This is a genomic window from Massilia brevitalea, from assembly GCF_030711405.1.
Taxonomy (GTDB): Bacteria; Pseudomonadota; Gammaproteobacteria; order Burkholderiales; family Burkholderiaceae_D; genus Telluria; species Telluria brevitalea.
On sequence record NZ_JAULSI010000014.1, the window covers coordinates 12,875 to 27,033 of the forward strand.

The following is a 14,159-nucleotide window of genomic DNA, read 5'->3' on the forward strand; positions in this document are numbered from 1 at the left end:
GGTTCAGGGTCTCCAGCCGGCGTTGCGCAGCGGGACGATGGTCTCGAAGACGCGGTAGCGGTAGCAGCCCCAGTCCTCGCCGCCGACATCGACCGTGATCGGGACGGCCGTCACGCCTTCGGGCACGGCGCTGGCGAACACCACGGGCTTGGCTGCGGTGGCGACGCAGTCGCCGTTCGCATCGGGACGCTCGCGTGCGGCGCTGCGGGCCACCACGGCGATGCGCAGCGCCGCGATGTGCTGGTAGTCGCCGGCGCTGCCGGCGACACCGCTGCCGTCGGCGTCGATCATGGTCGCCGACCAGCGCCGCACCTGCAGCCCGTCCTCGGGAAGGAAGGCGCCGCCGGTGCGGGTATCGAAACCGTACTGCGCCTTGATCGAAACGATGTTGTCGGCCACGGTCTGGGGCGTGCCGCCGGAACCGGCCAGGTCGGTCGAGCGCAGCTGCAGGAAGCCGTTGTTCACCGACCAGGTATGGAAGGCCAGGGATTTCTCCGGCCCCAGGTTGAAGATGCGCGCCATGCCCGCCGTGTAGTTCGCACCGCCCAGGGCGCCGTTGTTGTAGCGGAAGCCCATGCCGCCGGCCACCATCACGTACTGCTGCTTCGGCGGCGCGTCGACGCGGGCCGGGTCGGCCGAGATCTGGGCCAGCGCGCAGTCGCCGTTGCCGATGTTGTCCGGGGCCACCACGACCACGTCGCCCAGGTTGAAGCCGTAGGAGGGAATGCGGTCGACGTCCAGGCGCGTACCGCCGATGTAGTTGCTGGTCACGCGCAAGGTGCCGGTGCCGGTCATCGAGCTGCCCGCGTACAGGGTGATGCGGTCGGGACCGGCGCCGCCGGACTCGATCACGGCCGGCGCCAGCGGAAACACGGTGGTGGTGCCGCGCGCTGCCGGCGCCAGGCGGTAGCCGCCGGTGTCGTGAAAACGCGTATTGCAGCCGACCAGCACCGGATCGTTCAGGCCGAAGCCGGCCTGCTGGGCGTCGCCGCTGATCGAGAACATCGCCAGCATCCCGTTCTGCATCGAGTCCGAGCCGCCCAGGGCCGAGGCCTTGTTCTGCTCGGCGCCGGTGATCAGGCGCGTGGCGAACACCAGCGCCAGCAGGCCGATCAGCACGCTGACCAGCAGCTCGACCAGGGAAAAGCCGCGCGCGCGCGCCGCCTGCACGCCGCCGCGCATCACATCGCTCCCGAAATGAAGGCGCGCACTTCGTGCTTGTTCGCCATCTCGCCGGCCTTGCGCTGCCAGGAGATTGTCACCAGCACTTCGCTCGGGTCCGGGGCCACGCCCTCGTCCACCTCGACCGTGATCGTGGCGCCGGGAATGTGGCTGCGCGTTTCTTCATACCAGGTATCCAGGCGCTCGCCCGGCTCCGCGCCGGCATCCAGGGCGTAGTCTTCCAGGTGGCCGGTGTCGGTGCTCATCACGCCGATCAGCTTCTCGGCGGCGATGGTGGCTTCGGCGCGCATGCCGGCGTCGCTCAGGGCCGAATAGGCGCGCGCCTGCAGGCCGATGGTGCCGAGCAGGCCGATGGCCAGCAGCACCGCCGCGATCAGGGCTTCGATCAGGGAGACGCCGCCCTGGCGGCGGCGGATGATGGATGTGCGGTTCATGGCGGGCACCTGTGGGGATCGCTGTCGGCGGCGCTGGGCTGGCATTTGGTAGCGATACCGGCCAGGGTCAGCACCACGCTGGCGGAGCGAAACTCGCCCGCGTGGCTGGCGGCGGGATGCATGTCGATGCGGGCAATGCGCGGCGCCATCGTGGTGTCGACCCAGCCGACCGGGGTGAAGTACACGCTGTCGGCTTCTTCCGGATCGACCGTCTGCACCAGCACTTCGGCGCCGGGCAGCGCATCGGCGCTGCGCAATACCGACTTGAAGCCGGCCGCGCCTTCCGGATCGCGGGCAGCGGGGGCGGTTGCGGTCGACCACGAGCCGCTGGCGTCGTTGCAAGGCGTGTCGGGACGCGGGAAGCAGATGTCGACCTGCCAGTCGAGCTGTCCGTTGGCGTTCTCGCTCAACACCAGGCGGCTGGCGCTGTTGTGCGACAGCGCCTGGGCGCGCGCCAGGGCGAAGCCCTCGGCATAGAACTGGGACGCGGCGGCGGCGCGGGTGACGCTGATCCAGGCCGCCATGCGCGGCGCGCCGAAGGCCAGGATGCCGCCCAGGATGGCCAGCGCCACCAGGGATTCGAGCAGCGTGAAGCCGCGCGCGGGCAGCAGGGGCATACGCATATTCATGCGCATCTTTACCCTTACTCGCTGCACTTTCCGCCCTTGTCGCTCACCCAGCAGCGGTCGCTGGCGGCCCAGCCTTCGGCGATGCGCGCGGCCGAGAGCGCCGACGTGCGGCGGCCGTTCTGGTCGATGGTGAAGCGGAAGCCGGTGGCGCCGTTGCGGCCGGTGGCGGTGACGGTGTAGGCGGTGTCGCTCTCGGCCGTCACGGAATAAGTGAAATTCTCGGTGGCGGCCGGGAAGCCGGCGGCTCCGTCGAGCTCCTCGAAACTGTGCTCGTTGGCCCAGTACTGCTCGGCCAGCGGCTGCACGCCGGCCAGGCCGGCATAGGCATCGGTCAGGCGTGTGCGCAGCATGTAGCTGCCGTAGGCCGGCACCGCGACGGCGGTCAGCACGCCGACGACGACCAGCGTGATCAACAGTTCGATGAGGGTAAAGCCAGCCGGGCGTGTCATGGGAATCCTCGGGATCGGTGCAGTCGGGCGCGTCGCACCCAGAAAGAAAAGTTGCCTTGGGAGAATAATACCCGAGAAAGCTTGCATTACCCTGAGGAAATGCTGACAGGATCCTGACAGACGCACGCCGGCATCAAGGGCATTTACCCTTTGCGCTCAAGGAAATTCGATGCGGAAGACCGCCCCGCTGCCCCCTTCCGGCTCGCCGAGACTGAGGTCGGCGCCGTGCAGGTTGGCGATGTCGCGCACGATCGCCAGGCCGAGGCCGCTGCCCGTGCTTTGCTGGTCGAGGCGCACGAAGCGTTCGAAGACCTGGCTGCGCAGATTTGCCGGAATGCCGGGGCCGTTGTCTTCCACACGCAGGAAGCTGCCGCCGCCGGGGCTGGCGCCGCAGGCCACCGTGACCCGGCCTCCAACCGGCGTGTAGCGCAAAGCGTTGTCGACCAGGTTGTCGACCAGGTCGCGCAGCATGAAGCGGTCGCCCTGCAGCGGCGCCGCCTCCAGCTCGAAGCCGAGGTCGATGTCCTTGGCGGCGGCTTGCTCGACAAAATGCTGGATGCTTTCCGCGACCAATTCTGCCAGGTCCACCGGCAGCAGGCGCGAACGGGCAAAACGGTTCGGCTCGGCGCGTTCGAGCGAGAGCAACTGGTTGGTCTGGCGGATCAGGCGCTCGTTCGCCTGCAGCATCAGGGCCAGCGAACGGGCACTGTCCGGGTCGGCGGCATGACGCGCGGCCAGCCATTCGAGCTGCAGTTTCAGGCCGGCCAGCGGGGTGCGCAGCTGGTGCGCCACGTTGGCGCGGAATTCGTCCTGGGCGCGGGCGCCGGCCTCGATCCGGCCCAGCAGGGCATTGAAGGCGCCCACCACCGGCGCCAGCTCGCGCGGCATCTGGCTGTCGTCGAGGGGCGCCAGGTCGGCGCTGCCGCGCGCATCCAGCCGGGCGCGCAGGCGCGCCAGCGGCGCCAGGCCATTTCCGACCGAAAACCAGGCCAGGCCGACCAGCGCCAGGCTGAACACGCCCTCGAGCAGCACCAGCGAGCGCACGATGGCCGAGCGCACCTGCTGGCGCGCACGCACGGTGCGGGCGATGCTGATGGTGGCGTGCTGGCCCTGCCACTCCAGCGCGGCCGACGCGATGCGCACCGGCTCGCCGTGCAGGTCGGCGTCGCGCAGGCCGGGACCACGCGCAGGAGGCAGGGCGGCGCTGCCGGCAAGCAGGCGCCCATCGGCGCCGTGCAGGGCAGCCCAGCTTGCCTCGCCGGCGCTGTCGTCCGGTGCGCGGCCCGCATCCAGCAGCCCCAGCCCTTCCGCACGCACCCGTGCAGCCAGGGCGCCGGCTGCCGCACGCAGGCCATCGTCAAAGGCAAGCTGGGCCGGGGTCCAGGCCAGCAAATAGGTCAGCGCCGCCGCGCCGAGGTTGAATACCAGGATCGGCCCGACCAGCCACTTCAGCAGACGCAGCCGGATCGAGTTCATGCGCCCGCTTCGAGCAGGTAGCCGAAGCCGCGGATGGTGCGCAGGCTGACGCCGGCGCCGTCGAGCTTCAGGCGCAGGCGCGACACGTAGACCTCGACCGCGTTCAGGGTCAGGTCTTCGCCCCAGGGCGCGATGGCGTCGACGATCTGCTGCTTCGACACCACCCGCCCGGCATGCTGGAGCAGGTATTCGAGCACCGCCCACTCGCGCACCGACAGTTCCAGCGGCCGCTCGCCGACCCGCGCCCGGCGCGCGCCGCTGTCGAGCACGATGTTGCCGAGCGCGAGGATCGTGCTCTTGGGGGCATTCCGTCGCGCCAGGGCGCGGATGCGGGCGACCAGTTCGGGCGTGGCGAAGGGTTTGACCAGGTAGTCGTCGGCGCCGGTCTCCAGGCCGCGCACCCGGTCTTCGACGGCGTCGCGCGCGGTCAGCAGCAGCACCGGGGTAGCGTCGCCGCGCGCACGCAGACGGCGCACGACTTCGAAACCGTCGATGCCGGGCAAGCCGATGTCGAGCACGGCGACCAGTGGAGGCGCGCGCTGCAGCAGCGTATCGGCCTGCAGGCCGTCGCGCGCAACCTCGACCTGCATGCCCTGGGCTTGCAGGGTGCGGGCCAGGCCGTCGGCGAGGACGGCGTCATCTTCCACAAGCAGGATGTGCATGCGCCTACATTTTCCAAGGAAATGGTGTTGGCGCACATTATGGGGCAAAGCGCTCTGCGGCCACAAACGGCAAGGTAGAGGCGGAGCCGAAGAGGCGCTGGAGCGGGGCTGGAGGTGACGCTGAGAATGAGACCGCGGCAGGTGTTAACTCCGGGTATCTTTCCTAGTAGGACTGGACTGACAAAACATCCTGCGAGGGGCCTACACAGGAGCAACCCCTAATCTTATGTTCGGCAACAAACTATAGCTTTAATGTACACACATCGCGATGAGGCAAAGTGAACAGCCGAAAAATCGCTCCCGGATGCAATGAAGCTAGAGATAAGAGGACAGATAATGAACAACGCTCAACTTGGTGGTGCCACGCAAAAAGCGCAATCGGTCAACGGAATCCCGTCGACCAAAGAAGAAATCCGAGCTGCGTCGCGTCCAGTCGTGAGCGTCAGCGGTACCCAGCAGAATGAACTGCTGGCCGCCCTGCCGCGCCAGGACCTGGAAACCCTGTTCGAGCACCTGGAACTGGTTCCTATGCCTTTCGGCAAAGAACTGTTCGAGTATGGCAGCAAATTGGAATACGTGTATTTCCCGACAACCGCAATCGTGTCGCTCCTGTATGTGATGGAAGACGGCGCCACCACCGAGATCGCCGTAGTCGGCCATGAAGGCGTGGTCGGTGTGTCGCTGTTCATGGGCGAACGCGCCATGTGCAGCGCCGTCGTGCAAAGCGCCGGCTACGGCTACCGCCTGAAGACCCAGTTCCTGCGCGACGCCTTCATGAAAGGCGGCGCCCTGCCCCAGCTCCTGATGCGCTACACCAATGCCCTGTTCGCCCAGATGGCCCAGAACGCCGTCGGCGGCCGCCACAGCTCGATCGAACAGAAGCTGTGCCGCTGGCTGCTCGACCGCCTGGATCGTTCGCCAGGCAACGAGCTGAAAGTGACCCAGGAACTGATCTCGATCATGCTCGGCGTGCGCCGCGAGTCGATCACCGCCGCTGCCGGCAAGCTGCAGGACGAAGGCCTGATCCAGTACCGCCGCGGCAACATCACGGTCCTCGACCGTGCCGGCCTGGAAGAGTACGCCGGCGAATGCTACAAGGTCGCGAAGACCGAGTACGACCGCCTGCTGATGGACGTCGCCGCCCGCTAACGCGGGGCGAGTTCCCCAAGATCGTCGTTCCCCATCGCCGGCAGGACCGGCGATGGAATCGGCGCTGCCATGTGGGGCGATTTCCCGCCCCCTTCCGATTGTTCCTGACGCGTGTAATCGGGCAGCGCACCGGCCACTGTGCCCGGCACCGGCGCTGCGGTAATGCCGGCGCCCAGCGGAATGCTGGCACGGACGCAAGTCCCTACCCCGTTCACGCCGCGCTCGACCTCGAACTTCCCGCCCAGCAGCAAGGCCCTTTCCCGCATCCCCAGCAAACCGTGCGATTTCGAACGCGCGAACGCGTCTGACGGAATGCCGATCCCGTCATCCGTCACTTCCAGGCCCAGCACCGCCCCCTCGCGCTCGAGGTGGACGATCACATTGCGGGCCTGCGCATACTTGGCGATATTGTTCAGCGATTCCTGCACGATGCGGAACAGCGCGATCGCGTGCATCGGCCCGGCCGCATCGATGTCCCCGTCGACCAGCACGTCGCAGTCCAGGCCGGTGACGCGCGCATAGTCTTCGCAGTAACTCTGCAAGGCCGCGCTCAGGCCCAGGTTGTCGAGCAGGCTGGGGCGCAGGTCCTCGACAATCCGGCGTTTCAACTGCACGGTATCGACCAGGGTGCTGCGCGCCCGGGTCAGCATGGCCACCAGGTCGGGCCGGGTGCCGCGCAATTGTTCGGCCACGCTGTTCAGGTCCATGCCGATCGCCGTCAGGTTCGCGCCCATCTCGTCGTGCAGCTCGCGCGCCAGCTTGGTTTTTTCCTCTTCCGACACATGGATCAGGTGGCGCGACAGGACCGACAATTGCTCGGTACGGCGGACCACGATCGATTCCAGCTGTTCGTTGGCTTGCTGCAGGGCGTGCTCGGCATCCTTGCGCGCGCCGAAGCTGCGCCGCACCAGGCGATAGAACAGCAGCAGTACGGCAATCGCAGCGGCGTTGATGCCCAGGCCCAGCATCACCGCATGCCGGTACTGGCCATAAAACGCGGCGCTGCGTGCATTCAGCAATTCGTTTTGTTCGCTCAGCATGATCACCACCTGCAGGCGGATCTCGTCGCTGTCGTTGTCGCCGGGCGCGCCGGTGATGGCCAGGATGTCCTCGATGCCGCCCTGGCGGTAGATCGTCATGGCCTGCTGCATCATGCCGAGCTGGCGCTCGACCAGGCTGCGCAGCTGCACCAGGTTCTTTTGTTGCGAGGAATTGTCGGCCAGCAGCGTGCCGAGCTTGTCGAGCTGCTGGCCGATGCGCGCCGGCGCCGCCTGCACGCTGCCCAGGTAGCTTTCGGAATTGGAAAGGAAATAGCCGCGCAGATTGCTCTCGGCATCGGTGACCAGCAGGTTCAGGTGCTGCAGTTCGTCGGTGACCTGGGAAGTGCGCTCCTGCAGGGCGTTCGCCGCCTTCAGGCCATCCAGGTTACGCAGCAGGAAATAGCCGTTCACCACCAGGATCAGCACGCAGGCAAAACACAGCAGCGTCTTGTAGAGCGGCAGTGCGCGGACCTGGGACGGGGCCGGATCGGTGGTGAAATACATCGGTGGATTCCTTCGCGCAACTTAACGGACGGGCCGATTATAGTCTGCCCGGCGCAATGACGCAGCCAGGCGGGACTGTAAGCGTGGGCGGGAGGAGACAGATTATGCGGCAGCTGCAGGAGAATCGCGGGACTGCGGCGTGGAGACGGACGAGGTCGGCAAGAACAAACGCCGGGCGGCGTTCGCACCTTGCTCTTGCCGCATGTAAAAAGCGCCAGGGAATGCCTGGCGCTTTTTTGGGAGCCTGCTCAGTCGAGCAGGTTGTTTTTCATTGCGTAATACGTCAGGTCGCTGTTCGACTGCAGGCCCATCTTTTCCATGATGCGGGTGCGGTAGGTGGACACGGTCTTGATCGACAGCGACAGCGCGTTGCCGATATCGGACACGGTGGCGCCCTTGGCCAGGCGCAGGAAGACCTGGAACTCGCGGTCCGACAACTCGGTGTGCAGCGCGGTGTTCGGGTCGCGGTCGAAACTCTGGGCCAGCAGTTCGCCGACCGTGGACGACACATAGCGGCGGCCCTGGTAGACGGTGCGCACGGCGGTTTTCAGCTCGTCGGCTTCGCATTCCTTGTTCAGGTAGCCGTTGGCGCCCATCTTGAACAGATTCAGCGCGTATTGCTGCGCCGGGTAGCCGGAGAGAATCAGCACCGGCAGGTTTGGCTGGCCCTGGCGGATGGTGCGCAGGATATCGATCCCGCTCTGGTCGGGCATGGCGATGTCGAGCAACAGCACGTCGCAAATTTCGCGACGGGCGATATCGAGCGCCTCACGGCCGGTGGCGCCCTCGGCGACGACTTCGAAATCGCCGGACGACGAGAAAATCTGTTTGAAACCTGCTCGAACTATCTGGTGATCGTCACAAATGGCAACGCGTATCATTGTCTTCCCTTAAATTTTCCTGGCACAGGAAAGAGCCGTGCGAACTTTTATTAGCGCCGCGGCTGTCATGCGTCCGATGAGCTAAGCGCATGTAACATTTTAGCACTCCCAGGCCCCAGTACAACAGGCGCACGAATGCCTGAGTGTGAACTGCGCCGTGCCTTGAATTACGCCGTGTTTTTACGCCGGCCGCGGGCCGTCTTTCAGCAACGCGAGGATGCCGAGCAGGTCTTCGCGCAGCTTGGCGGTGTCGACCGCCGGCGCTTCCTCGACTTCCACCTGCTCGATGCCGCCGGCCAGGTCGCTGGCGCGGTGGTCAAGGCGGTTGCGGGCGCCGCTGATGGTGAAGCCCTGCTCGTACAGCAACTCGCGGATGCGCCGGATCAGCAACACTTCGTGGTGCTGGTAGTAGCGGCGGTTACCACGTCGTTTGACAGGCTTCAGCTGAGTAAATTCCTGCTCCCAGTAGCGAAGCACATGCGGCTTGACCCCGCACAATTCGCTGACTTCGCCGATCGTGAAGTAGCGCTTGGCCGGGATCGGCGGCAGCGCAGCGAGTTCATTCTTGTTCGGACGGTCGTTCATGGCTCACTCAGGCAGCGCGCGCCAGCGACGCCGGGCTGGTCTCTTCGACCATGCCCTTGAGTTTCTGGCTGGCGTGGAAAGTCACGACGCGGCGCGCCGTGATCGGGATCTCTTCCCCGGTTTTCGGATTGCGGCCCGGCCGCTGCGGCTTGTCGCGCAACTGGAAGTTGCCGAAGCCCGACAGCTTGACGGCCTCGCCGCGCTCGAGCGCGTTACGGATTTCGTCGAAGAAGGTTTCGACCATGTCCTTGGCTTCGCGCTTGTTCAGGCCGACCTGCTCGAACAGCAGTTCGGCCAGCTCGGCCTTGGTCAGGGTCGGCAGGTCGCGCTCTGCTTCCGCCCGTACCCGCGCCACTTGCATCGCACGATGCAGGTCGGCCGCCAGCGCCTCCTGGAATACGGCCGTATCAACGTCGTTGTTATTAATTTTGAAGCCCTGCCTTCGGATCACGTGTTTTGGACGATATTATCGCGGCGCTCGCGCGGTATGAGCGCGATGACGCCGCAATGCTATCAACTACCCGCGCAATTTTGCGCTGTGTTTTTCTTTTGCAGCCTCAGCCACAGCAGCCATCAAGGCCTCTACGGCATCGTCCTGCAAGGTCGATTGAGTATCTTGCAAGCTAAAGCGGAAAGCAAGCGATTTTTCGTCCGCCTCCAGGCCCTTGCCGCGGTATTCATCAAATAAAACAACCGCTTGCAAGATCTTGCCGTTTGGATGGGCGGCGGCCGCAGCGCTGAAACTGTCGAGCACGGCCTGGGCCGGCACGTCCTGTTTCACGACCAAAGCGAGGTCGCGCGTGGCGCCCGGGAACTTCGAAATCTCGGCGTGGCTTGGCACCACGCGTTCCTGCAGCGCAGCGGCATCGACCTCGAACAGCACCGGCGCCTGCGGCAGATCGTACTTCTGCAGCCAGCGTGGATGCAGCTCGCCGATGAAGCCGACGACCTTGCCATCGAGCTCGACCGTGGCGCAGCGGCCCGGATGCAGCGCCGGATGCTCAGCCTTATTGAAGCGTACCACACGTGGCGCAAACAGGGCTTCCAGGTCGGCTTTCACGTCGAAGAAGTCGACCGCGCGGGTGGCCATGCCCCACTGCTCGTCCACGGCCGGGCCGTAGGCAATCGCACCCACGCGCTTTGGCTGCTCGAAGCCGGCGACGGCCAGCGGACCGTCGGCAATCGCCTCGTTACGCTTGAAGATGGCGCCGACTTCGAACACGCGCACACGGCCGGCTTTCCGGTTCAGGTTATAGCGCACGTTGGCCAGCAGGCCGCCGATCAGGGTCGAGCGCATCACGCTCATCTGGCTGGCGATCGGGTTCTGCAGCTTGATCGGTGCGTCGTTGCCGGCGAAGTCCGCTTCCCATGCGCTTTCCACGAAGCTCATGTTCACGACTTCCTGGTAGCCAAGATCGGCCAGCTGATGGCGCACGGCGAACAGCGAACGGGTATGTTCCGGCTCGATCAGCATGGCGCTTGGCGCCACCGGCGGGTTCGCAGGAATGTTCTCGAAGCCATATACGCGTGCGACTTCCTCGATCAGGTCTTCCTCGATCTCGATGTCGAAACGGTAGGATGGCGCGGTGACCGAGAATTGGCCAGCCTCATGCGTGAACGGCAGGCCCAGGCGATTGAAGATGTCGGCGATCATCTCGTCGGTGACGGCCACGCCGATCACTTTCGCGGCGCGCGCGGTGCGCAGCACGACTGGCTGGCGCTGCGGCAGGTTCACAGCCTGGTCGTCGACCGGGCCGACTTTCGTGTCGTTCGTACCGCAGATTTCGACGATCAGCGCGGTGATGCGCTCGATGTTTTCCACGGTATGCGCGAAGTCGACGCCGCGTTCGAAGCGGTGCGCCGCGTCGGTCGAGAAATTGTATTTGCGGGCACGGCCCTGGATGGCGTTCGGCCACCAGAAGGCGGCTTCCAGGTAGACGTCGGTGGTGTCGAGGGTGACGGCGGTGGAGTCGCCGCCCATGATGCCGGCCAGCGATTCGATTTCCTTGTCGTCGGCAATCACGCCCACCCACTCGTCGACTTCGACGGTGTTGCCGTTCAAAAGCTTCAGGGTTTCGCCCGGCTTGCCCCAACGGACGTCGATGGAACCGTGGATCTTGCTCAGATCAAAGACGTGCGACGGCTGGCCGATTTCCAGCATGACGTAGTTCGAGATGTCGACCAGGGCCGAGACCGAACGCTGGCCCGAGCGCTCCAGGCGGCGCTTCATCCATTCCGGGGTAGCGGCGCGCGCGTTCAGGCCGCGGATCACGCGGCCGGTGAAGCGGCCGCACAGGTCCGACGCCGAGATTTTTGCCGGCAGCACTTCATCGGTATTCACGGTGACGGCGCGTGCGCTCGGCAGCGACAGCGGCGAACCGGTGAGCGCGGACACTTCGCGCGCCACGCCCAGCACCGACAGGCAGTCCGCCTTGTTCGGGGTCAGCTTGATGGTGAACTTCAGGTCGTTCAGGCCGAGGTAGTCGCGGATATTCGTGCCGATTGGTGCTTCTTCCGGCAGCTCCATGAGACCGCTGCTTTCTTCCGAAATCTTCAGTTCCTTTGCCGAGCACATCATGCCCTGCGACTCGACGCCGCGCAGCTTGCCGACCTTGATCTCGAAGGGCTTGCCGTCGGCGCCAGGCGGCAGCACGGCGCCGGCCTGGGCGCAGATCGCCTTCATGCCGGCGCGCACGTTCGGCGCGCCGCAGACGATGTTCAACAGCGTGCCAGTGCCCACATCCACCTGGCAGACGTTCAGGCGGTCGGCGTTCGGGTGCTTGGCCACTTCTACCACCTGCGCCACGACCACGTGCGAGAACGGCGGCGCGACGGCTTCCACTTCCTCGACTTCGAGGCCGGACATGGTCAGCAGGTGGGCCAGTTCGTCCGAATTCATTTTCGGATCGACCAGGGAACGGAGCCAGTTTTCGGAGAATTGCATAATCTTTTTACCTTATAGCTGCGCTATTTATCAGGTTTTCTTATAAATGGACGAGGAAACCGGAGCAAGCTCGACGGTTTCCTACATGCTCATTCTTAATTGAACTGCTTGAGGAAGCGGAGATCGCCTTCGTAGAAGAGACGGAGATCGTTGATTCCATAACGCAGCATCGTCAGGCGCTCGAGGCCGGAGCCGAACGCGAAGCCGATGAACTTTTCCGGGTCCAGCCCGAAGTTGCGCACCACGGTCGGGTGTACCTGGCCGGCGCCCGATACTTCCAGCCAGCGGCCCTTCAGCGGACCGGAGCCGAAGGCGATGTCGATCTCGGCCGACGGTTCGGTGAATGGGAAGTAGGAAGGACGGAAGCGCACCTGCAGGTCGTCGGTCTCGAAGAAGGCCTTCACGAAGTTCAGGTAGACACCCTTCAAGTCAGCGAAAGAAATGTCTTCGCCGATCCACAGGCCTTCGACCTGGTGGAACATCGGCGAGTGGGTGGCGTCGCTGTCGACGCGGTAGGTGCGGCCCGGCGCGATGACCTTGATCGGCGGCGTGTGGGTGCGCGCGTAACGCACCTGCATCGGGCTGGTGTGGGTGCGCAGCAGCAGCGGCTTGCCGGTGGAATCCTGGCCTTCGATGTAGAAGGTGTCCTGCATCGAACGCGCCGGGTGGTTTTCCGGGCTGTTCAGGGCGGTGAAGTTGGTCCAGTCGGTTTCGATTTCCGGGCCGTCAGCCACGTCGAAGCCGATCGAGCGGAAGATCTGCTCGACGCGCTCCCAGGTACGCATCACCGGGTGGATGCCGCCAACCGAGCGGCCACGGCCCGGCAGGGTGACGTCGATGGACTCGGCGTTCAGGCGCTCGAGCAGCTGGGCGTTGGCCAGGTCGTCGCGGCGCGCGGTCAATGCCTTTTCAATTTTTTCTTTGGCGGCATTGATCAGGGCGCCCTGCGCCTTGCGCTGTTCAGGGTCGAGCTTGCCGAGGCCCTTCATCAGTTCGGTTACCTGGCCGGTCTTGCCGAGGTATTTCGCTTTTGCGTTTTCGAGCGCGGCTGCATCCTGGGCAGCGGCAAAATCGGTCCCTGCTGCAACGACGAGTTCTTCCAGCGCGAATTCTTCCACCGATTTCATGCTTTTTCTTTTCCTGTCTTTGGGTGGCGGGAGGCGCCACAATCAAAAACGGGGCACAGGTATGAACCGATGCCCCGCTTCTAAAAGCGCTACGTTACCGCAGCGCTTGTCGTACTCAACTGGATGCTTAGGCAGCCAGCTTGGCCTGGACGGCAGCAACAATCGCGGCGAAAGCCGGCTTGTCGTGCACGGCCATGTCGGCCAGAACCTTACGGTCCAGTTCAATCGCGGCTTTTTTCAGGCCGTTCATGAAGACACTGTAGGTCATGCCGTGCGAACGCGATGCTGCGTTGATACGGGTGATCCACAGTGCGCGGAAGACGCGCTTCTTGTTACGACGATCGCGGTATGCGTACTGGCCAGCGCGCATGACTGCTTGCTTGGCAATACGGAATACCTTGCTGCGACGGCCGCGGTAACCCTTGGCAAGCGCAAGAACTTTCTTATGACGGGCACGTGCAGTAACCCCACGTTTTACTCGAGGCATATTCGCTCCTTAGTGTGAGATTAAGCAGATGGCATCATGCGGTAGACGCTGGTCACGTCCGACGCATTGATGTTACGGGTGCCGCGCAGTTGGCGCTTGTTCTTGGTGGTCTTCTTGGTCAGGATGTGACGCTTGAACGCCATACCCGATTTGACAGTACCGCCCGGACGCACGCGAAAACGTTTCTTCGCGCTGCTTTTGGTTTTCATTTTTGGCATAGTCATCTGTCCTCGCGGACAGCCTCATATGTAACAGGATTGCAGGTGGCAGCGACGCTGCTCTTAGATGCCTACTTTCACTTGTTTTGCAGCGGACCGCAGGCCCACTACAACCTGTTTCGAAAAACAGGAACCGCAGATTCTAGCACAGGTTGTAGGGAAATGTGTTGCTTTGTAGGGTGGGCACTCGTGCCCACGCGGTCGTACCGATGCGCACTGCACATCATCGCCGAAGGGCCGGTCGATCATCATATGGAACGTTTCGATAAATCATCCGCACCATACCGCGTGGGCACAAGTGCCCACCCCACGAAAACAGCGCCATGCAAACGCACCAGACCCTACAAACGAACAAAGCCGGACCCGGCGCTACAGCTCACGCTGCGGCGCCG

General features: G+C 64.4%; 15 protein-coding genes. 1 reads left to right on the forward strand and 14 read right to left on the reverse strand.

Annotated features, from left to right (window positions below; all coding sequences use genetic code 11):
• Window positions 1–3 precede the first annotated feature (3 nt).
• From QWL29_RS10700 to QWL29_RS10725, 6 genes are all read right to left on the reverse strand, one after another.
• Entirely contained in the window at window positions 4–1,182 is a 1,179-nt protein-coding gene (locus tag QWL29_RS10700; protein ID WP_305822879.1) for a PilW family protein, read from the reverse strand.
• The gene (locus QWL29_RS10705; RefSeq protein ID WP_305822880.1) at window positions 1,182–1,616 is read right to left on the reverse strand and encodes a prepilin-type N-terminal cleavage/methylation domain-containing protein; all 435 of its coding nucleotides are present in this window, start codon (window positions 1,614–1,616) and stop codon (window positions 1,182–1,184) included. Before QWL29_RS10705 ends, QWL29_RS10700 begins: the two co-directional genes overlap by 1 nt.
• Entirely contained in the window at window positions 1,613–2,233 is a 621-nt protein-coding gene (locus tag QWL29_RS10710; RefSeq protein ID WP_305822881.1) for a pilus assembly FimT family protein, read from the reverse strand. The genes QWL29_RS10705 and QWL29_RS10710 overlap by 4 nt, the downstream gene beginning before the upstream one ends.
• Before the next feature lie 26 nt (window positions 2,234–2,259).
• Window positions 2,260–2,694, reverse strand: coding sequence for a type IV pilin protein (locus QWL29_RS10715; protein ID WP_305822882.1), 435 nt, complete (start codon window positions 2,692–2,694; stop codon window positions 2,260–2,262).
• Window positions 2,695–2,850: 156 nt separating this feature from the next.
• Entirely contained in the window at window positions 2,851–4,170 is a 1,320-nt protein-coding gene (locus QWL29_RS10720; protein ID WP_305822883.1) for a sensor histidine kinase, read from the reverse strand.
• Window positions 4,167–4,832 (reverse strand): response regulator transcription factor, encoded by a 666-nt coding sequence (locus tag QWL29_RS10725; protein WP_305822884.1) that lies wholly within the window; start codon window positions 4,830–4,832, stop codon window positions 4,167–4,169. The genes QWL29_RS10720 and QWL29_RS10725 overlap by 4 nt, the downstream gene beginning before the upstream one ends.
• 336 nt (window positions 4,833–5,168) lie before the next feature.
• On the opposite strand from QWL29_RS10725, the gene QWL29_RS10730 reads away from it, so the two are divergent.
• Entirely contained in the window at window positions 5,169–5,981 is an 813-nt protein-coding gene (locus QWL29_RS10730) for a Crp/Fnr family transcriptional regulator (RefSeq protein ID WP_305822885.1), read from the forward strand.
• On the opposite strand, the gene QWL29_RS10735 is transcribed toward QWL29_RS10730, so the two are convergent.
• The 8 genes from QWL29_RS10735 to rpmI form a co-directional block, all read right to left on the reverse strand.
• Window positions 5,978–7,525: a CHASE3 domain-containing protein gene (locus tag QWL29_RS10735; RefSeq protein ID WP_305822887.1), complete on the reverse strand. Its 1,548-nt coding sequence runs from the start codon at window positions 7,523–7,525 to the stop codon at window positions 5,978–5,980. The two genes, QWL29_RS10730 and QWL29_RS10735, sit on opposite strands and share 4 nt — an antisense overlap.
• 248 nt (window positions 7,526–7,773) lie before the next feature.
• Window positions 7,774–8,406, reverse strand: coding sequence for a response regulator (locus tag QWL29_RS10740; protein ID WP_005667428.1), 633 nt, complete (start codon window positions 8,404–8,406; stop codon window positions 7,774–7,776).
• A gap of 180 nt (window positions 8,407–8,586) precedes the next feature.
• Window positions 8,587–8,991 (reverse strand): MerR family transcriptional regulator, encoded by a 405-nt coding sequence (locus QWL29_RS10745; protein WP_305822888.1) that lies wholly within the window; start codon window positions 8,989–8,991, stop codon window positions 8,587–8,589.
• A 7-nt stretch (window positions 8,992–8,998) separates the two neighbouring features.
• Window positions 8,999–9,352, reverse strand: a complete 354-nt coding sequence (locus QWL29_RS10750) for an integration host factor subunit alpha (RefSeq protein ID WP_305822976.1) — start codon at window positions 9,350–9,352, stop codon at window positions 8,999–9,001.
• Between the two features lie 156 nt (window positions 9,353–9,508).
• Window positions 9,509–11,935 (reverse strand): phenylalanine--tRNA ligase subunit beta, encoded by a 2,427-nt coding sequence (gene pheT / locus QWL29_RS10755; protein WP_305822889.1) that lies wholly within the window; start codon window positions 11,933–11,935, stop codon window positions 9,509–9,511.
• 95 nt (window positions 11,936–12,030) lie between these two features.
• Entirely contained in the window at window positions 12,031–13,062 is a 1,032-nt protein-coding gene (gene pheS, locus QWL29_RS10760) for a phenylalanine--tRNA ligase subunit alpha (protein ID WP_305822890.1), read from the reverse strand.
• 127 nt (window positions 13,063–13,189) lie between these two features.
• Window positions 13,190–13,549 carry a 50S ribosomal protein L20 gene (gene rplT / locus QWL29_RS10765; protein WP_182988823.1) on the reverse strand — a complete coding sequence of 120 codons (360 nt, stop codon included), beginning with the start codon at window positions 13,547–13,549 and terminating at the stop codon, window positions 13,190–13,192.
• A gap of 20 nt (window positions 13,550–13,569) precedes the next feature.
• Complete coding sequence (rpmI, locus tag QWL29_RS10770) at window positions 13,570–13,767, reverse strand: 50S ribosomal protein L35 (RefSeq protein ID WP_026354218.1); 198 nt, start codon at window positions 13,765–13,767, stop codon at window positions 13,570–13,572.
• Window positions 13,768–14,159: the final 392 nt, after the last annotated feature.